The 17,757-nt window shown below is 49.0% G+C and carries 21 protein-coding genes; 18 read left to right on the top strand and 3 right to left on the bottom strand.

The genetic code is table 11. The annotated features are described in order from the left end of the window. Nucleotides 1-37: 37 nt before the first annotated feature. Both HC352_RS07020 and HC352_RS07015 read left to right on the top strand, forming a co-directional pair. Nucleotides 38-1,354 carry an MFS transporter gene (locus tag HC352_RS07020; RefSeq protein ID WP_168918211.1) on the top strand — a complete coding sequence of 439 codons (1,317 nt, stop codon included), beginning with the start codon at nucleotides 38-40 and terminating at the stop codon, nucleotides 1,352-1,354. A gap of 4 nt (nucleotides 1,355-1,358) precedes the next feature. Beyond that, the gene (locus HC352_RS07015; protein WP_211080652.1) at nucleotides 1,359-1,994 is read left to right on the top strand and encodes an MBL fold metallo-hydrolase; all 636 of its coding nucleotides are present in this window, start codon (nucleotides 1,359-1,361) and stop codon (nucleotides 1,992-1,994) included. Between the two features lie 44 nt (nucleotides 1,995-2,038). Here the strand turns inward: HC352_RS07015 and HC352_RS07010 are convergent, their stop codons facing one another. Next, nucleotides 2,039-2,653, bottom strand: coding sequence for a TetR/AcrR family transcriptional regulator (locus tag HC352_RS07010; protein WP_168918209.1), 615 nt, complete (start codon nucleotides 2,651-2,653; stop codon nucleotides 2,039-2,041). 97 nt (nucleotides 2,654-2,750) lie between these two features. Here HC352_RS07010 and HC352_RS07005 point away from each other — a divergent pair, with 97 nt between their 5' ends. The 10 genes from HC352_RS07005 to rplQ all read left to right on the top strand — a co-directional run bounded on the left by HC352_RS07005 (nucleotide 2,751) and on the right by rplQ (nucleotide 9,186). Further along, complete coding sequence (locus HC352_RS07005) at nucleotides 2,751-3,512, top strand: electron transfer flavoprotein subunit beta/FixA family protein (RefSeq protein WP_168918208.1); 762 nt, start codon at nucleotides 2,751-2,753, stop codon at nucleotides 3,510-3,512. Between the two features lie 26 nt (nucleotides 3,513-3,538). Continuing rightward, the gene (locus HC352_RS07000; RefSeq protein ID WP_168918207.1) at nucleotides 3,539-4,411 is read left to right on the top strand and encodes an electron transfer flavoprotein subunit alpha/FixB family protein; all 873 of its coding nucleotides are present in this window, start codon (nucleotides 3,539-3,541) and stop codon (nucleotides 4,409-4,411) included. Then, nucleotides 4,408-5,709 carry an FAD-dependent oxidoreductase gene (locus HC352_RS06995; RefSeq protein ID WP_168918206.1) on the top strand — a complete coding sequence of 434 codons (1,302 nt, stop codon included), beginning with the start codon at nucleotides 4,408-4,410 and terminating at the stop codon, nucleotides 5,707-5,709. The genes HC352_RS07000 and HC352_RS06995 overlap by 4 nt, the downstream gene beginning before the upstream one ends. Further along, the gene (locus tag HC352_RS06990; protein ID WP_168918205.1) at nucleotides 5,709-6,005 is read left to right on the top strand and encodes a ferredoxin family protein; all 297 of its coding nucleotides are present in this window, start codon (nucleotides 5,709-5,711) and stop codon (nucleotides 6,003-6,005) included. Before HC352_RS06995 ends, HC352_RS06990 begins: the two co-directional genes overlap by 1 nt. Before the next feature lie 196 nt (nucleotides 6,006-6,201). Next, nucleotides 6,202-6,423 (top strand): translation initiation factor IF-1, encoded by a 222-nt coding sequence (gene infA, locus HC352_RS06985; protein WP_013170545.1) that lies wholly within the window; start codon nucleotides 6,202-6,204, stop codon nucleotides 6,421-6,423. 57 nt (nucleotides 6,424-6,480) lie between these two features. Continuing rightward, entirely contained in the window at nucleotides 6,481-6,594 is a 114-nt protein-coding gene (gene rpmJ / locus HC352_RS06980; protein ID WP_013170544.1) for a 50S ribosomal protein L36, read from the top strand. 120 nt (nucleotides 6,595-6,714) lie between these two features. Next, complete coding sequence (gene rpsM / locus HC352_RS06975) at nucleotides 6,715-7,083, top strand: 30S ribosomal protein S13 (RefSeq protein WP_091280295.1); 369 nt, start codon at nucleotides 6,715-6,717, stop codon at nucleotides 7,081-7,083. Nucleotides 7,084-7,136: 53 nt separating this feature from the next. Beyond that, nucleotides 7,137-7,529, top strand: coding sequence for a 30S ribosomal protein S11 (rpsK, locus tag HC352_RS06970; RefSeq protein ID WP_168918204.1), 393 nt, complete (start codon nucleotides 7,137-7,139; stop codon nucleotides 7,527-7,529). 122 nt (nucleotides 7,530-7,651) lie between these two features. Further along, nucleotides 7,652-8,656: a DNA-directed RNA polymerase subunit alpha gene (locus HC352_RS06965; RefSeq protein ID WP_168918203.1), complete on the top strand. Its 1,005-nt coding sequence runs from the start codon at nucleotides 7,652-7,654 to the stop codon at nucleotides 8,654-8,656. 35 nt (nucleotides 8,657-8,691) lie between these two features. Next, on the top strand, nucleotides 8,692-9,186 hold the full coding sequence (gene rplQ, locus HC352_RS06960; RefSeq protein ID WP_168918202.1) for a 50S ribosomal protein L17: 495 nt from the start codon (nucleotides 8,692-8,694) through the stop codon (nucleotides 9,184-9,186). Between the two features lie 190 nt (nucleotides 9,187-9,376). Here rplQ and HC352_RS06955 read toward each other — a convergent pair whose 3' ends face one another. Continuing rightward, complete coding sequence (locus HC352_RS06955) at nucleotides 9,377-10,195, bottom strand: ROK family protein (protein ID WP_168918201.1); 819 nt, start codon at nucleotides 10,193-10,195, stop codon at nucleotides 9,377-9,379. On the opposite strand from HC352_RS06955, the gene truA reads away from it, so the two are divergent. The 4 genes from truA (at nucleotide 10,194) to glmM (ending at nucleotide 13,898) form a co-directional block, all read left to right on the top strand. After that, nucleotides 10,194-11,075 carry a tRNA pseudouridine(38-40) synthase TruA gene (gene truA / locus HC352_RS06950; RefSeq protein ID WP_168918640.1) on the top strand — a complete coding sequence of 294 codons (882 nt, stop codon included), beginning with the start codon at nucleotides 10,194-10,196 and terminating at the stop codon, nucleotides 11,073-11,075. The two genes, HC352_RS06955 and truA, sit on opposite strands and share 2 nt — an antisense overlap. Nucleotides 11,076-11,337: 262 nt before the next feature. After that, nucleotides 11,338-11,781 carry a 50S ribosomal protein L13 gene (gene rplM / locus HC352_RS06945; RefSeq protein WP_091280310.1) on the top strand — a complete coding sequence of 148 codons (444 nt, stop codon included), beginning with the start codon at nucleotides 11,338-11,340 and terminating at the stop codon, nucleotides 11,779-11,781. A gap of 30 nt (nucleotides 11,782-11,811) precedes the next feature. Next, nucleotides 11,812-12,297: a 30S ribosomal protein S9 gene (gene rpsI / locus HC352_RS06940; RefSeq protein WP_168918200.1), complete on the top strand. Its 486-nt coding sequence runs from the start codon at nucleotides 11,812-11,814 to the stop codon at nucleotides 12,295-12,297. A gap of 269 nt (nucleotides 12,298-12,566) precedes the next feature. Continuing rightward, on the top strand, nucleotides 12,567-13,898 hold the full coding sequence (glmM, locus tag HC352_RS06935; RefSeq protein ID WP_168918639.1) for a phosphoglucosamine mutase: 1,332 nt from the start codon (nucleotides 12,567-12,569) through the stop codon (nucleotides 13,896-13,898). A gap of 84 nt (nucleotides 13,899-13,982) precedes the next feature. On the opposite strand, the gene coaA is transcribed toward glmM, so the two are convergent. After that, nucleotides 13,983-14,924, bottom strand: a complete 942-nt coding sequence (gene coaA, locus HC352_RS06930; RefSeq protein ID WP_168918199.1) for a type I pantothenate kinase — start codon at nucleotides 14,922-14,924, stop codon at nucleotides 13,983-13,985. 123 nt (nucleotides 14,925-15,047) lie between these two features. On the opposite strand from coaA, the gene glmS reads away from it, so the two are divergent. Both glmS and HC352_RS06920 read left to right on the top strand, forming a co-directional pair. Further along, complete coding sequence (gene glmS, locus HC352_RS06925; RefSeq protein ID WP_168918638.1) at nucleotides 15,048-16,904, top strand: glutamine--fructose-6-phosphate transaminase (isomerizing); 1,857 nt, start codon at nucleotides 15,048-15,050, stop codon at nucleotides 16,902-16,904. 10 nt (nucleotides 16,905-16,914) lie between these two features. After that, nucleotides 16,915-17,748: an ADP-dependent NAD(P)H-hydrate dehydratase gene (locus HC352_RS06920; RefSeq protein ID WP_168918198.1), complete on the top strand. Its 834-nt coding sequence runs from the start codon at nucleotides 16,915-16,917 to the stop codon at nucleotides 17,746-17,748. Nucleotides 17,749-17,757: the final 9 nt, after the last annotated feature.

The raw sequence follows: 17,757 nt of genomic DNA, 5'->3' as shown, positions 1-17,757 counted from the left end.
CTACTGAACAATGAATAAAGAGAAGGGAAGGAAGATAATGTCAAAACATCTTGACGATGTTAAGACGACACGATTCCTCAAAAAGGTCATTGCTTTTTCAAGCGGTGGTCCCTTTTTGGAAGGATACGTGCTCTCCATTGTGAGTGTAGCCTTCATTCAAATGAAACCAGACCTGAATATTGACCAGCATTGGAGTGGTCTAATCGGAGTTGCTGCGTTGGTTGGATTGACGTTTGGCGCTCTCGTAGGCGGATGGGCAACAGATATTTTGGGACGTAAGAAGATGTTTATCGTTGACCTTGCGATGATTATCTTCCTTTCCCTTCTCTTTCTCGCAGTTGATTCGCCACTTCATATTGTGGTTTTACGATTTCTGATAGGTGTTGCAATTGGGGCGGATTATCCTATTGCAACGGCAATCATTGCTGAATTTGCGCCTCGGCGTATCCGTGCGATCTGCTTGGGTATTATCGCCGGAGTGTGGTATTTGGGAGCTAATGTTGCGTTGATAGTAGGGTATGTGCTTATGGCTTTTTCTCACTCTTGGCGCTGGATGCTTGCCAGTTCAGTTGTGCCCTGCGTACTTATTTTAATTGGACGATGGTCAATTCCAGAGTCGCCTCGTTGGTTGCATATGCGTGGTAGACAAGAAGAAGCACAAGAAATTATTGATCGTATTTATGGCCCGGGTTATCACATCGACGACGAGGTTACCGAAAAAACTTCCTACCGGAAGCTTTTTCAGGGGACCTATTTAAGACGGGTATTGTTCGTCTCGGTGATTTGGCTTTGCCAAGTAATTCCGATGTTTGCCATCTATACGTATGGTCCTCAAATTATGGCTCAAGTGGGCTTAGCTGATGGTAATAGTGCATTGATCGGCGAAGTCGTTATCGGGACTATGTTTTTATTGGGGACTATTCCAGCAATGATTCTTGCCGAGCACTGGGGGCGTCGTCCACTCATTATTTGGAGTTTCGTAGGAATGACTGTCTCAACTGCGGTGTTAGGTATTATCCCTACGCCACATGCGTTTGTTGTTGTGATTTGTTTTAGTCTGTATGCACTATTTTCTGGGGGACCAGGAAATTTGCAGTGGCTTTACCCCAATGAGTTATTCCCAACGGATATTCGAGCGAGCGCTATGGGACTTGCGACGGCATTTTCCCGTATAGGTACGGTTGTGTCCATTTATATCCTTCCAAGCTTTTTAGATACCTATGGCAAGGAATTTTTAATGATTGGGGCTGCTGTCATTTCTTTGATTGGGTTAGCAGTGTCAATCGCTTGGGCTCCGGAAACTCGCGGTTTGCCACTTTCCGTAACATCATCACCTAATTTTGAAGGGAAGTGATCTTATGTTGTCGATGGAAAAATACGTTGTCGGATCTTGGCAGGCAAATTGCTATGTATTAACTTCGCAAGATTCTACTATCGTGATTGATCCTGGAGCAGAACCTACTAGACTGCTCGATGCCATTGGTAATAGAAAAGTAGCGAAGCTAGTACTCACTCATGGGCATTCTGATCATATTGGCGCAGTGAACGAATTGCGTTCGCACTTTGCCACTGAAGTTGCTATTGGAAAAGACGATGTAGTTGTGGCAGCTAGGCCTGAATTTTCGGGATTCCTAGATGAAGGGTCAATATATTCTGTACTAAATTGTGAACAACTTTTGAACGATGGAGATGTTATCAATTTTGGTAATGAGCATCTTCGAGTGATTCATACGCCAGGCCACACACCCGGATCGGTATGCCTATTGAGTGAAAAGAATGGAATTTTATTTACGGGCGATACCTTGTTTAAGGGGGCAATAGGCGCTACGCATTATGCGCTAGGGCATTATCCGACTCTTGTGAAAAGCTTAGCAAAGTTATCTGAACTTGATGCTAACCTCAAAATTTTTCCAGGTCACGGCGAACCTACTGTGCTCAGTGCCGAGATACGACATGTGGAAAAACACTACATGGGGAGTAACGTGAAATGGTGACTAACTATTGTCAGCTACAAAAGCGGGGTAGCACGCTTAGAACGCTATGGTTGAACCTTGTGGCACAATGCCAACAATTCATCGACCAGAGTGCTCAAGTAAGATTCGGGAGCCGAAATGAAGCACGATTTTTGATCTGCCGCAATATAGAAAGTCCTCATCAAGATAGATCCCTCAAGTGCATCTGTGATTCGGACGCACGAGACACTCTCAGGAATCTCGCCCGATATTTTAAAGTCCCACAAGCGACGTACCAGAGCACGAGTTGGCTCTCGGGAAATCGATTGGTAAAGAGCGTAGATCTCGGGCTCATGGATTGTGGCAGCTTCAAAAAGCAGGCGTCGCAACGGTTTAGAGTACTCTCCAAGATAGGCATACAACCTAAACGAAGCTTCATTGTAAAGAATTTCTCGCAAGGTGGTTCCAGTGGGCTCTGGAATTTTTATGAGTTGCGTGAAGGCGTCATGGATAATGGCTGTTTTAGTTTTCCAACGGTTATAGAGAGCCGACTTTCCTACGCCCGCATGTTTAGCGATTTGCGTCATTGTCAGGGTGTGCCAGCCGTATTCGCCATAAAGCTCGATTGTAGCCTGCAAAAGACGCTTATCGATCGCAGGATCACGTGGACGGCCGATACTTTGATTGGTGCTTTGAGTCATCACTGCCTCCATAGAATCGATAAAGCTAATCCTACTCAAAACCCAGACTCTTAGCGATAAGAGCAGGTCAACTAAATTAAAACAGAAAGAAGGAAAAATGAGTATCGTAGTTGCATACAAATATGCGGCAAATCCGCAAGATGCAGTAGTTAATTCTCACGGAGAAGTTGATTGGTCACGAGCTAAAGCTTCGGTATCTGAATATGATTCGGTAGCTATTACCTTGGCTCGTAAAATAGCTGATGCGGACAGCCAAGAAGTTGTTGGGATTAGCGTCGGTGGAGCAGATGTTGCCGGTTCAATGGCCAAGAAGAATGCTCTTTCGAAGGGCTTGGATAGAGCTCTTGTTGTAGCCGATGATGGTGCTCGCGAATGGAGTGCAACTACGGTAGCCAGTGTGCTTGCCGAGCTAGTCAAGAAAGTTGCCGATGCTGAACTAGTTATCACTGGAGATTCTTCACTTGATAACGGCGCTCGCATTGTTTCGGGGCTTATAGGAGGTTTTCTTGGATGGCCGGTTTTCCAAGAAGTTATTTCCATTGAAAAAAGCGCTAACGGTTATGTTGTACAACAGCAATCTTCACAAGGCGTTCGTACGATTGAAGTTGAAGGTCCGCTAGTGGTTGCCACAACTTCCGATGCTGTAGCTGTCAAAGTACCTTCTATGAAGGATATTCTCGCAGCCGGAAAGAAAAAGCTGGACACTGTAGAAACTGATGATCTTTCCCTTGCGCATCCGCAACTACGTTCTATTGAATTCGTCAAACCGCCTGTCCAAGAGCGAAAGAAGATGATTTTCGCTGGTGATAACGCGGTCGAAGAATTTGTTGCAGCTCTTAAGTCAGACGGAATTTTGTAAATTAGCTACCCGAAAGGATTTTGATTATGTCTCAAGCATGGATTATTACTACCGACTCACGTATCAAAGCGATAGTAGACAGTTTAGGTGGAAAATTTGACAAGATTACTGCAATTGTTGTGGGCAAAGCTGAAGTTAAAGGTGTTGATCATGTCATCAGGATAGATGTTGCTGATGGCGTGCCATTTGAAGCTTCTGTTCCTGCTGTAATTGAAACAATCCAAGCTAATAGCGGTGATGTTATCGTTGCACGTCAGGGTGAGGCTGAGCGTGTATTGGGGACAGCTGTAGCAGCCCATTTAGTTGCACCAGTGTTAGTATCAGTTCGTGAGTTGTCTCAAACAACTGCAATAGTTGGACGTTTCGGTGGGATTACCAATGAAACAGTGGAATTCGAAGGGCCTGTAGTGGCAATCATCGATGGAGGTGGTGAGTCCGAGGGAAACATTCCAACTGAGGAGAACACTAATGGTATGAGTTACCATGCAACGGTTATTTCCGAAGATTTTGTTGAAGCTGAGAGCGTTAATATATCTGCCGCTAAGCGGTTGGTTGCTGTAGGACGCGGTTTCGCACAGGAAGCTGATCTCGACATTGCTCGTGATTTAGCAAAAGCTCTGGGGGCAGAATTAGCATGCTCCCGCCCTCTTGCAGAAGGTAACGGTTGGATGTCCCGCGAAACATACGTAGGAATCTCAGGTCAGCATGTTGCTCCAGAAATATATGCAGCAGTCGGCATTTCCGGACAGATTCAACACACAGCAGGAATGGCTGATTCAACAATTGTTGTTGCCGTGAATAAGGATGAAAATGCAGCAATTTTCTCGATAGCGGACTATGGCATTGTAGGTGACCTATATGATGTCCTTCCGCAACTAACGAAAGCGATTGAATCGTGAGCGAAGAACAATATGATTTTGATGTCATCGTTGTTGGTGGAGGCATCGCAGGTTCTGTCTCAGCATATCTCCTAGCCAAGGCAGGGCATGAAGTGTTGCTGATTGAACGTGGTGTTGAGCCGGGGAGTAAAAATCTATCTGGGGGTATTTTATATTCGAGGATTATGGAACAGATTTTTCCAAATTTTCTCGAGTCTGCACCAATCGAACGACGTATTACCCGTAACTGTTTGAGCTTCTTGAATGAAGATTCGGCAGTTAACGTAGATTATTGGGATCAACGATTAGCTGATCCTGTCAATGCGGTCAGTGTTTTACGAGCAAAGTTTGACCCGTGGCTAGCGGAGCAGTGCGAAGAAATCGGTGTGACTGTGATGCCGGGCATCAAGGTTGACGAGTTGATTTTGGAATCTAATCGTGTAGTTGGTGTTCGAGCTGGAGAAGATGAGCTACGTGCTCGCATCGTGATTGCAGCCGATGGTGTGAATTCCTTCTTAGCAGAGTACGCCGGTTTACGCTCTCGTAATCGGGCAAATCAACTAGGGGTAGGAGTGAAATCTGTCATTCGCATAGGCGAGGATATAATCAAAGAGCGATTTAATCTCAGAGATGATGAAGGCGCTGCTTATGCAATTGTTGGTGATTGTACTCAAGGTGTTGCTGGTGGCGGTTTTATGTACACGAATAAGGATTCTATCTCTATTGGGGTAGTGCTTATGCTGGAAGATCTGCAAAAGCGTGAGTTGGCTTCATCCGACATTCACGATCATTTCGTGACGCATCCGTTTATTGCTCCGTTTTTAAAGGACGGGGAGTTACTAGAATACGGTTGCCATTTGGTTGCTGAGGGCGGTAAAGAAATGCAGCATGATCTCGTCCATGATGGGTTAGTGCTGATTGGCGACGCAGCAGGGTTAACTTTAAATACTGGTTTTACTGTGCGTGGTATGGATTTAGCTGCATGCTCAGCGAAAGCGGCTGCGCAGGCAGTTAATGAGGCCCTTAATCAAAAAGATTACAGCAAAGAAAAGTTACAGACATACGTCTCATACTTCAATGATAGTTTCGCGGGAAAGGATATGGAGACCTATAAGCGGGCCCCAGCTTTCTTAGAGCATAATAAGGAAATGTATGGCGATATTGGAAAGCTCATAGCAGATGTACTTTTCGGTGTCTATAACCTCGATTTGTCGCCACGTAAGTCGCTTATAAAAACAGCTTTGACGGCATTTAAGCAATCAGGATTGAAGATGAAGCGTCTTGCACGTATTGGATATGAAGCAGTGAGGGGCCTCTAATGACATACTATAAACCAACATCAGTAACCGAGAGATTAGCAGGTAATATCTACGAAGTAGATGAGGGTAATTCTCATATCGTGGTTAATCAAGATATGGCTCGTGCAACTGGCGCAGGCAAGTTGCTTGAACGTGTATGCCCAGCACATGTCTACACTGAGGAAGCAGATAAATCGGTATCGGTCGAATATGCTGCTTGTTTGGAGTGCGGAACTTGTCTGGCAATAGCCCCACCAGGGTTATTGAAATGGCACTATCCCGACTCATCCATGGGGGTAATGTTCCGCGAGGGATGAAATGATCGTGGTGATCTCGTCACTGTAATAGGTGAATGCTGGTCAGTGACGAGATGCACGTCTGAAGGGCTATCATTTTCGACGTAAAATCACGTATTATAGAGCGTTGGTGTCTTGTATCTATTGATATGGGTCTAGTGCACCAAACTATGAGCGCAACCGCGGTCATAGAAACCAATCGAAGTTAGCGGGAGTAATGGCGAAAAAAGAAGGCGTCATTGAAATTGAAGGTGTTGTCGTTGAAGCACTGCCAAATGCAATGTTTCGCGTCGAACTAGATAACGGGCACGTAGTGCTCGGACACATCTCTGGGAAGATGCGTCAGCACTACATCAAGATCCTTCCAGAGGACCGCGTCGTTGTTGAGCTTACGCCCTATGATCTGACGCGTGGTCGTATCGTATACCGCCACAAGTAACCCCGTTAATGAACGTAGCTTAAACGTTGCGTCAACCGACAAAGAAAGCTAGAGACTATGAAGGTCAAGCCAAGCGTTAAGCGCATTTGCGATAACTGCAAGGTTATTCGCCGGCACGGTCGCGTCATGGTTATCTGTGACAACCCACGCCATAAGCAGCGTCAAGGCTAAGTCCTAACGCACTGAACAGGCATTGTCAGCGCATCGCGCAATCTTTTGGTCCGGAGGCCAAAACCCAATCGGGACGACAATGCTCCACACCTTCGGAATGAACATATAGGAGCCACACATATGGCACGTCTATCCGGTGTGGATCTCCCTCGCGAAAAGCGAGTTGAGATCGCACTTACCTACATTTTCGGCATTGGTCATACCCGCGCCCTTGAGTCCCTCGCCGCTACCGGCGTTAACCCGGACACTCGCGTTAAGGATCTGACTGAAGATGATCTCGTTAAGCTAAAGAACCATATCGACGAAAACTACAAGGTCGAAGGTGATCTCCGTCGTGAGATCCAGGCTGACATTCGTCGCAAGATTGAAATTGGTTCCTACCAGGGTCTGCGCCACCGTCGTGGCCTTCCAGTCCACGGTCAACGTACCAAGACGAACGCACGTACTCGTAAGGGTCCAAAGCGTACCGTTGCTGGTAAGAAGAAGTAAGTAGTTCCACCTACGGGTGTGAATCGACGATAATTTTCAGGAGATTTTAACAAATGCCACCAAAGAGTCAGCGCCGTCCGCGCCGGACAATGCGGAAGAACGTATTAACCGGCCAGGCACATATCAAGTCCACTTTTAATAACACCATCGTTTCTATTACCGATCCTAACGGTGAAGTCATCGCTCAGACTTCGTCCGGCATGGTTGGCTTTAAGGGTTCACGTAAGTCCACTCCATACGCTGCTCAGCTCGCTGCTGAAAACGCTGCTCGTCGGGCAATGGAAGCTGGAATGAAGAAGGTTGATGTCTTCGTCAAGGGTCCAGGTTCTGGTCGTGAAACCGCTATTCGTTCGTTGACCGCTTCTGGTCTTGAAGTAACATCGATTTCCGATGTTACCCCACAAGCTCACAACGGTTGCCGTCCACCCAAGCGCCGTCGCGTTTGATCTGCGAGGGGTTTTGCCCCTTTCCTCAGTGTCATGATGATGTCATCATGACACATGTTAGCGCCGAGAATTCTCGGCTTGTGGGCGTCATATAGTGGGCGCCCCGGTGAAAGGAAAATATAGTGATCATTGAACAGCGTCCTACGCTAACCGAAGAGAAACTTTCGGATACCCGTTCGCGGTTCACGCTTAACCCGCTCGAGCCTGGCTTCGGCTACACGCTCGGCAACTCGCTTCGTCGTACCTTGCTGTCATCAATTCCTGGTGCAGCAGTGACTTCTATCCATATTGACGGCGTTCTCCATGAGTTCTCCACAATTGAAGGTGTCAAAGAAGACGTTGCACAGATTATCTTGAATCTCAAGGATCTTGTTGTGACATCCGAAAACGACGAGCCAGTTCAAATGTACTTGCGTAAAGCAGGTCCTGGCCAGGTAACCGCCGCGGATATCACCCCACCAGCTGGGGTAGAGATCCATAATCCAGAACTGCTCATTGCTACGTTAAATGAGAAGGGTAAATTGGAAATCGATCTGACTGTGGAGCGTGGCCGAGGCTATGTTTCTGCACAGCAGAACAATTCTCCAGATTACGAAATTGGCCGGATCCCGGTTGATTCCATCTACTCACCAGTAGTGAAAGTTTCGTACAAGGTTGAAGCTACCCGTGTTGGTCAGCGTACTGATTTCGACAAACTCATTGTCGACGTCGAAACCAAGCCGTCGATGTTGCCACGTGACGCTTTTGCCTCGGCTGGTAAGACTCTAGTTGAGCTCTTCGGATTGACCGCAGAGCTGAACCAAGAAGTTGAAGGCCTTGAGCTTAAAGAAGCTCCGGTTGTTGAGCAGCAGTCTTCTGACTTGCAACGCCCAATCACCATTCTTAACCTTCCAGCACGCTCACAGAACTGTCTACAGCGTGAAGGTATCCATACAATCGGTGAGCTGGTTCTTCGTTCGGAAGCTGACCTGCTTGACATTCGTAATTTCGGTGCGAAGTCGATTGAAGATGTGAAGGATGAGCTTGCAAAGCTTGACCTGCGTCTTAAGGATTCCCCGGCGGGTTTCATGTCTGGCTTCGGCGATGACACGTATGGAATGCACTTCAGTGACGAAACGCAGGCCTGAGGGTCAGCGGAACAAGATAATTTTTAGGAGAAATCATGCCACGTCCCGCTAAGGGTCCACGTTTGGGCGGTAGTCCAGCCCACGAGCGTCTCATCATTGCAAACCTTTGCAAGTCGCTCATCCACAATGAGTCTGTTGTGACAACCGAGGCTAAGGCCAAGCGCGTTCGTCCACACATTGAAAAGCTCATCACCAAGGCTAAGAAGGGCGATACACATAATCGTCGTCTTGCGCTCAAGGTGCTCGGCTCGCGCGAAACCGCATACGTTTTGTTTGAGGAACTTGCGCCAAAGTTTGCTAACCGCGATGGCGGCTACACCCGTATCGTTAAGCTTCCAAACCGTAAGGGCGACAACGCTCCAATGGCCGAAATTTCGCTCGTTCTTGAGCCTGTTTCGCCAAAGCAAGCTGTTGTGAAAGAAGCTGAAAAGGTAGCTGAAAAGGCTGCTGTTGAAGCTCCTGCGGAAGAAGTAGTTGCTGACGAAGCGCCAGCAACCGAGGCTGTAGAAGAAGCAACCGAGGAAAAGTAATCATCGTACGGAGTGAGTGAATGTGTAGCATCACATTTATTTAAGTCCGTCAGAGTACTTATCATATAAACTCATAGAAGCTGGGCAGTGATCAAATGATCACTGCCCAGCTTCTTAGTGTGGTGGCTATTAAGACTCTATGCGTTACATAGAGCGATACGTGCTCGTATAGCTATCTCAGGGAATAATTTTAATCGGCGGTGCGCAGTTGATAAGGAACGTAGTTCCATGCCGCTGCGCCGCCTCGGGCGCCCGCTTCGTAGTCAAGGAAAATTGTTCCTAAACTGCTCAGGTGGTCACGAACATCGGCGGTGAGCTTAAAAGCATTCCCGCCCCCGATATAGAGTTGGTCCCAACGATACACGGGCCATAAGGCCTCAATGATTCGGACAATATTATGTGACCACTGTTGGGGATTGGTGTGGGGATAATTGATCGCCCCTGCTACGTCGTCGAATGTTCCCCCAATCGGGCTGGGTGCATGGGAAACTTCAATATGTTCAGTGAGTGTTCCTTCAATGGCAAAGGCCACCCCGAGTCCGGTGCCCAATGTTAAGACAAGCTCGCTCCCACGACCCGAAATAACAGCGGCTGCGGCAACAATGGCATCGTTGACGACGATAGTTGGGCACTGAGTAGAGTTTTCGACCATGTGTTGAATATCTGCCCCATCCCATTGCTCGCTCAAGTAGGGATCAATCTCACCACCAGGCCCGCCGGAGCGAATATAATGCGGGGTGTGGATAACGATTCCGCGCCGTACAATGCCGGGCATGCCTATTGTTATTCGCTCAAAGGCCACATTGTGAGTAGCTGCATGGCGCGCTACAACACGAATGAGGGAGTCTGGAGTGAATGGATAATCCATAAATTCGACGATGTACGTACCCAGTTGTGTGCCATCGCCATCTAAAACAGCAGACTTAACACGGGAACCGCCAAAATCAAGACTGAGTGTGGCGTGTCCCGAGTTGAGGTCAGGTAGCTGAATGTGGGATTCTGCAGTCATGACATCGACGCTATCGCAAAATCTGCGTCTACGCCTAGATCTAGGCTACGACGGTAACCACTTTCACGGTTGGGCTACTCAACCAGGGCTGCGCACGGTGCAAGATGAAGTGGAAAAATGCTTATCTGTGATATTTCGAAACCCGGTACAAGTCACTGTTGCAGGTCGTACAGATGCTGGTGTACATGCACGGCATCAAGTAGTGCATTGTGATATCCCTCGGGATGCATGGCTGGCACTACCGGGACGTTCAACTCGTGCATCTGAAGAATCGCTGCTGTTGCGCGTTAATTCTATGTTGGCACGTGCAGCAGGAGAGACTATTCCGGTTGCACCACGTGGCTACTCCGACGTTGTTCTTCATGGCGTTCAGGTTGTACCAGATGATTTCGATGCGCGTTTTTCTGCCTTGTGGCGCCAGTATTCATATCGGATCGCCGATAGTACCGTAGACTGGGATCCGCAGCGTCGTGATGTTTTGTGGCTGACCGATCGGCTCGATATTGCGGCGATGAATCGAGCTGCTGAAGGTCTGTTGGGGGAGCATGATTTTTTGTCGTATTGTAAGCCGCGCGAGGGGGCGTCGACGGTTCGTACACTGTATGAGTTGAGCTTTGAGCGAGTTGGCGGACTTATAATCGGGCGTGCACGTGCGGACGCGTTTTGTCATTCGCAGGTGCGGACGTTGATGGGGACCTTAATTGAGGTTGGGCGTGGTGCGCGTGAAGAAGGATGGCCTCAGCTCCGGTTGGCACAACGTTGCCGTGACGGTTATGTTGTTGTAGCACCCCCGCATCCGCTGACATTGGAAGATGTTGGATACCCAGATCCGAGTGAGTATGAGAGTCAAGCCGTGCGGGCGCGTCGTTTTCGGGGCTAATCGACGACGAAGATGCGCTGAAATGTGGTCTGTTGAGATGAATCGCACCACAGGAAATGGTTTTCCTTTGACCAGGCCGGAAAATCACAGTAGAGTTTCTTACTGCTGTGCATGTTGTATGAAGATGCAATCCCACTCGTCTCATAACAGTGCCAGCAACGTTAACTTGACCATTGGATAGGTTAGCTGTTGATCGGCAAGAAGCCATTGTCAAAACAGCTGATGAAGCTATCCGCGATTAAAGAAACGAAGGCTACGCAAAGTGCGCACGTATTCACCGAAGCCCGGAGACGTCGAGAAGAAGTGGTATGTCATTGACGCCACCGACGTTGTCCTTGGCCGTCTGGCATCTCAAGTTGCCATCCTGCTCCGTGGGAAGCACAAGCCCAACTTCGCTCCGCATGCTGACACCGGCGATTTCGTCGTGATCATCAACGCTGAGAAGGTCGCATTGACCGGTTCGAAGCGCGAGCAGAAGATTGCTTACCGTCACTCAGGTCAGCCAGGTGGCTTGACCGCTACGTCCTACACCGAACTCTTGGCTGAAAACCCAGAGAAGGCTGTTATGAAGGCTGTTGCCGGCATGCTGCCAAAGAACACATTGGGACGTCAGCAGCTTTCCAAGCTTAAGGTCTACCGTGGGGCAGAGCACCCACATGCTGCGCAGCAGCCGGAAGCCTTTGAGCTTACGCAGGTTGCACAGTAACCCCTGTCCGGAAAAGATTTAAGGAGAACCGTGGCTGAGACCACCGAAACCGTAGAACTTGAGGAAACCCCAAGTTCATACACCTCTGAGACCGAGGCTCCCAAGACCGGCCAGGGTGTGTCCCTGACCGCACCAGGCGCAGGCCTGGGTCGTCGTAAGGAAGCAGTTGCTCGTGTCCGTCTCGTCCCAGGTACTGGCTCGTGGAAGATCAACGGCCGTACTCTAGAGGACTACTTCCCAAACAAGTTGCATCAGCAACTCGTTAAATCACCATTCGTTCTACTTGACATCGAAGGTCGCTTCGATGTTGTTGCCCGTATCAACGGTGGCGGCACCTCCGGCCAAGCCGGTGCGCTTCGCCTCGGTGTTGCTCGTGCATTGAACGAAATCGATCGTGATGCTAACCGTCCAGCTTTGAAGAAGGCTGGCTTCCTAGCCCGTGACGCTCGCGCTGTTGAGCGTAAGAAGGCTGGTTTGAAGAAGGCACGTAAGGCTTCGCAGTTCTCCAAGCGCTGATTTATCAGGCAACGAGAATGTGGGCTGTACTTTAGCATAGAAAGTGTGGGGTGGAAACCGTATGGTTTCCACCCCACACTTTTTACTGAGCATGTATAGCTGGTGGCAAAAGAAAGATCAACAATATTTAGCTGTAGACACTCGCCACGGGTGTCATATCCGTTGGAGTGCCACCGCAGTGTGATGCACCTGCACGGGGAAATGACACACGATGTGCATGACGAATGTATTAGGCTGAAATAGTTATAAGTGCAGTTAGAGGAGAAATGATGGCACGTCTATTTGGAACTGATGGTGTTCGCGGGTTGGCAAATCGTGAAATTACCGCTCCGTTTGCGTTACAGCTTGGTGAAGCGGCGGCGCGGGTGTTAGCACAAAATGTGCACGGTCACCGGCCCAAAGCAATTGTTGGCCGTGATACCCGTCAGTCGTCCGGAATGCTGAGCCATGCTGTTGCCGCTGGGCTTTCTTCAGCTGGGGTCGACGTCGAACACGTACGTGAGATTCCAACTCCCGGTATCGCATACTTAACCGCAGCGCGTGACTATGACCTCGGCGTGATGATTTCGGCATCGCATAACGCTATGCCAGACAATGGTATCAAGTTCATTTCTGGTGATGGCTTTAAGCTTGATGACGCCATCGAAGATGAGATCGAAGCAGTTCTTGGCCAAGAATGGGAACGTCCGATCGGTGCAGGCGTTGGCTATATGCGGGAAAACGCTATCGTTTCCGATCAGGTGTATATCGATCATCTTGTTCGTTGTGGTGCTGATCTTTCTGGCCAGCGAATTATTCTTGATTGTGCTAACGGTGCGGCATCGAATGTTGCGCCAGCAGCGTTACAAGAGCTCGGCGCGGATGTTTCAGTTATTAACGCCTCGCCAGATGGCAAGAACATTAACCGCAATGCTGGTTCTACCCATCCGGAACAGTTGCAGGCAATGGTTGTTGCATCGGGAGCGGATTTTGGTTTCGCCTTTGACGGTGATGCTGATCGGTGTTTGGCTGTTAACGCGCAGGGGAAGTTAGTTGACGGCGATCAGATTATGGGTCTTTTGGCAGTATCGCTGAAGTCTCAAGGCTTGCTAGCCGGAAATACCCTGGTTGCTACCGTGATGTCGAACCTAGGTTTGACATTAGCAATGCGGGAGGCTGATATTAACCTCGTCGCTACTAAGGTAGGTGACCGTTATGTGCTCGAAGAGATGTTAGCACACGGTTATATGCTCGGCGGAGAGCAATCAGGTCACGTTATTAATTTGCATCACGCAACCACTGGAGACGGAACTTTGACTGCTATTTTGGTAGCTTCGGAGATGGTTCGACGTGGTGGCACGCTTGCGGACGCAGTTTCTTTCATTCAGCGTTTGCCACAAACGCTTATCAATGTTCCTAATGTTGATAAGGCTCGTACCTCAGAGGTGATGGACGAAGTTGCTCAAGCCGAACGCGAGTTGGGCGATACTGGGCGGGTCTTACTACGTGCGTCCGGAACTGAGCCGTTGGTTCGTGTCATGGTGGAAGCACCTACCCAAGAACAAGCTGATGGAGTTGCTCAACGTCTAGCAGATGTGGTTGCCCACCGCTTAGCCCTGTAATATAAACGAAGATATTGTTGCTATGGTGTGGATAAACGCGTATGTTTATCCACACCATAGTTGTATTTACTTATGTCTGGCAGATTAGAGTTTGCGAATTTGGATGGTCTCAATACCGTGATTGGGGCCTTTTGTTAAAATAACAGTAGCTCGGTTTTTAGTTGGTGCTATATTGTGTCGCAGATTAGGCAAATTAATGGCGCCCCATATGTGCTGTGCTGTGCTACGAGCTTGGGCGTCGGTTAAGTCAGCATAGTTGCGGAAATACGAGTCACGATTCGTGAATGCCGTTGAACGTAATGATAAAAATCGGTCAACATACCAGCGTTCGAGGGCTTCTTCTGGCGCATCAACATAAATTGTAAAATCAAAAAAGTCAGAGACTGTAGAAAACTCATGGTCGACGATGCTAGGTGGCGGTTGTAAAACGTTGAGTCCTTCGACGATGAGAATATCTGGACAGTCGACGACGATGCGTTTCGTGGGCACAATATCGTATGTGACATGATCGTAAACAGGTGCACTAACATGACGGCGTCCAGATTTAATTGCTGCCAAAAAGTCAATCAGGGCACGACGGTCGTAGGACTCTGGAAAGCCTTTACGGGTAAGTAATTGCCGTTCGTTGAGCACAGCATTGGGGTAGAGGAAACCATCGGTGGTGACCAGATCAACCCGTGGTGTTTCAGGAGACCTGCTTAAAAGTTCTCGCAAGAGTCGAGCAACTGTTGATTTTCCAGCAGAAACAGAGCCAGCGATGCCGACAATCCAGGGGACCCGCAGATCGGAAAAGCCTAAGAATTTTTTTGACTCGGTGAACAGTCTTCCAGTGTTGCGGGCATACATATGCATCAGAGCGGTGAGTGGCCGGTAGATGGCATCGACTTCGCTGATGGTAATGGGGTCACCAAGAGCAGCTAATTGTGCGAGGTCATCAACGGTTAATGGCAATTCGGTACTTTGGGCGAGTTTGGCCCAATCGTCTCGACTAAATGTGACGAATGCCGAAAGGTCGGAGCTATGCATGCTTAGATTGTGGCAATAAAACACAACTAACGCCAATTGGTAGGGGTGAGAAACCGGACAGGGCGGTGTTGTCTGACAGGTTAGGTGACGCGCACGCTACCTTGCGTTGTAGTGTTTATCAACATGTGTGGAATTGTTGGTTATATTGGCGCTCAAGCGTCGTCATCGTCGCAAGAAGCCGTTTTGTCCGGCTTGGAACGTTTAGAGTATCGAGGCTATGATTCGGCTGGCATAGCCGTTCCGACGACGGCGGGTGTTGTTGTCCGGAAGCGGGCTGGTCGAGTAGCAGACCTACGTGCTGAACTGGATTCGCGCCCGTTACCTCTGGCAGCTGCAGTAATTGGTCATACCCGATGGGCAACCCACGGTGTGCCTTCGGATAAAAACTCTCATCCGCATCTGTCTGCCGATGCTCAGGTGGCGATTGTGCATAACGGAATTATTGAAAATGCGCCACAGTTGCGTCAGGAGCTTCACGCGGCAGGCATCGATTTTACCTCAGATACAGATTCGGAAACGATTGCTCATTTATTAAGCCTCGCATTAGAATCCTGCGATGATCTCACTGTCGCTATGCGTAACGTGGTGAGTCGTTTGGAAGGCTCGTTTGCCGTCGTCGCCACATATGCTAATCAACCAGATCGGCTGGTAGGGGCTCGGCGTAATTCTCCCCTCGTCGTCGGACTCGGTGAAAACGAAAACTTTTTCGGTTCTGATGTTGCCGCTTTTGTTGGTCGTACTCGCCAAGCTCTTGCTATTGGACAAGATCAGATCGTGACGCTCACTGCACACACGGCAACTATCATTGATTTTGCAGGCTTAGAAGTGGCCACTGAGCCATTCGAAGTGGATTGGAAGCTCGATACTGCTTTGCATGATGGCTATGCGACTTTTATGGACAAAGAAATTCATGAACAGCCACATGCTGTTGCCGAAACATTGCGTGCCCGCACCACACCTGATGGGCATTTACAGTTAGATGAATTACGAATTGAAGAATACGAATTGCGGGCAATTGACAAAATTATTGTGGTGGCCTGCGGGACGGCAGCCTATGCTGGTCATGTTGCAAAATATGCGATCGAGCATTGGTGTCGGATACCAGTGGAAGTTGAGTTAGCGCACGAATTTCGCTACCGTGATCCGATTGTCACTGCACGCACACTCGTGGTGGCCATTTCCCAGTCTGGTGAAACGATGGATACGTTGATGGCTGTGCGTCATGCCCGCGAGCAGGGCGCCCGAGTATTAGCGATCGTCAACACCTATGGTTCAACGATTGCTAGGGAGTCGGATGCGGTTCTCTACACCCACGCTGGTCCAGAAATCGCAGTAGCTTCCACGAAAGCCTTTACCAGTCAAATCACTGCCGCTTATTTGTTGGGGCTGTACTTAGCTCAGTTACGGGGTAATAAGTTTACTGATGAAATTTCCCATTACATGGCTCAGTTGGCACTGATGCCAGAGCGTATGGAATTTGTGTTAGCTCAAGAAGACAAGATTCGTCAGTTGGCTCGTTCGATGTCTGATGTGGAATCGGTATTATTTTTAGGGCGTCATGTTGGTTTTCCGATTGCGTTAGAAGGGGCGTTAAAACTTAAAGAGTTAGCCTATATTCACGCTGAAGGGTTTGCCGCCGGAGAATTGAAGCATGGTCCTATTGCGCTTGTTAAAGAAGGACTGCCAGTCTTCGTGATTGCTCCTACGCCACGGCGGCCAGTGTTACATTCGAAAGTAATGTCGAATATTGCTGAGGTGATGGCTCGTGGGGCACGCACTATTGTGGTTGCTGAGGAAGGCGATAGTGCTGTCGATGAGCACGCTATGGCGGTGATTCGTGTTCCGCAATCAACTCCGACGTTGATGATGCCGTTAGTAACAGTTATTCCGTTACAGATTTTTGCGGCAGAGCTGGCAACAGTTAAAGGATACGACGTTGATAAGCCGCGTAATCTCGCTAAGTCAGTGACGGTTGAGTAAAGTGTGAAGTATGCGCACACGTTCGGTAACAGCTTCCGATATTCGGCAATGGTGGCCAATACCAGGGCTAACAGATCATAAATACACTCGTGGAGTGTTAGGCGTGGTTACGGGTTCACCGACATTCCCTGGCGCTGGTGTTCTCGGGGTGGGCGCTGCGTTGGCGTGTGGTCCGGGTATGGTTCGTTATTTAGGGCAAAGCCCGTTGGTGATGCAACGTTTTCCGGAAGTTGTCTGCGTTGCTGGCCAGGTTCAAGCGTGGTTGGTCGGCTCTGGTCTCGATCCACAACAGAGTGATTTTTCCGTGGTTTATCAGGCAATAGAATCTGGGTTGCCGATTGTTATCGACGCTGGTGCCTTGGGGCTTACCTGTGATAAACAGTTTTCCCCAACAACAGTGCTAACCCCGCATCCGGGTGAACTTACCGAACTACTTGGCAGGCGGGGTTATTCGGTGAATCGTGGTGAGGTGGAAGCCCAGCTTTACCGATACACGAGTTTGGCGTCACAAGAAACTGGTGCGGTGGTGGTCACAACGAGTGCGCACGACGTCGTCGCCACTCCAGATGGCACTATTTATCAGCAAACTGGGGCAACACCATGGCGGGCAACTGCTGGGGCGGGCGATGTGTATGCCGGAATCTTAGGGGCTCTCTTAGCAATATGGCAGGCAGACGGTCAGCGAAAAGTTGATGTTGGTTGGCTTGCAGCATGTGCTGCTTTCTTACATGCACGTGCCGCAAATCTCGCTGCGCGTGCCGATCACGGGGTAGGTTACCCGATTAAGGCGAGTAACATTAGTGATGCGCTAGGTCAAACAATCTGGCAAGTATTGAATCCATAAGGTGAGACG

This window comes from Arcanobacterium buesumense (assembly GCF_012563545.1).
GTDB classification, from domain to species: domain Bacteria; phylum Actinomycetota; class Actinomycetes; order Actinomycetales; family Actinomycetaceae; genus Arcanobacterium; species Arcanobacterium buesumense.
This window is presented reverse-complemented; position numbering and strand designations above follow the sequence as displayed.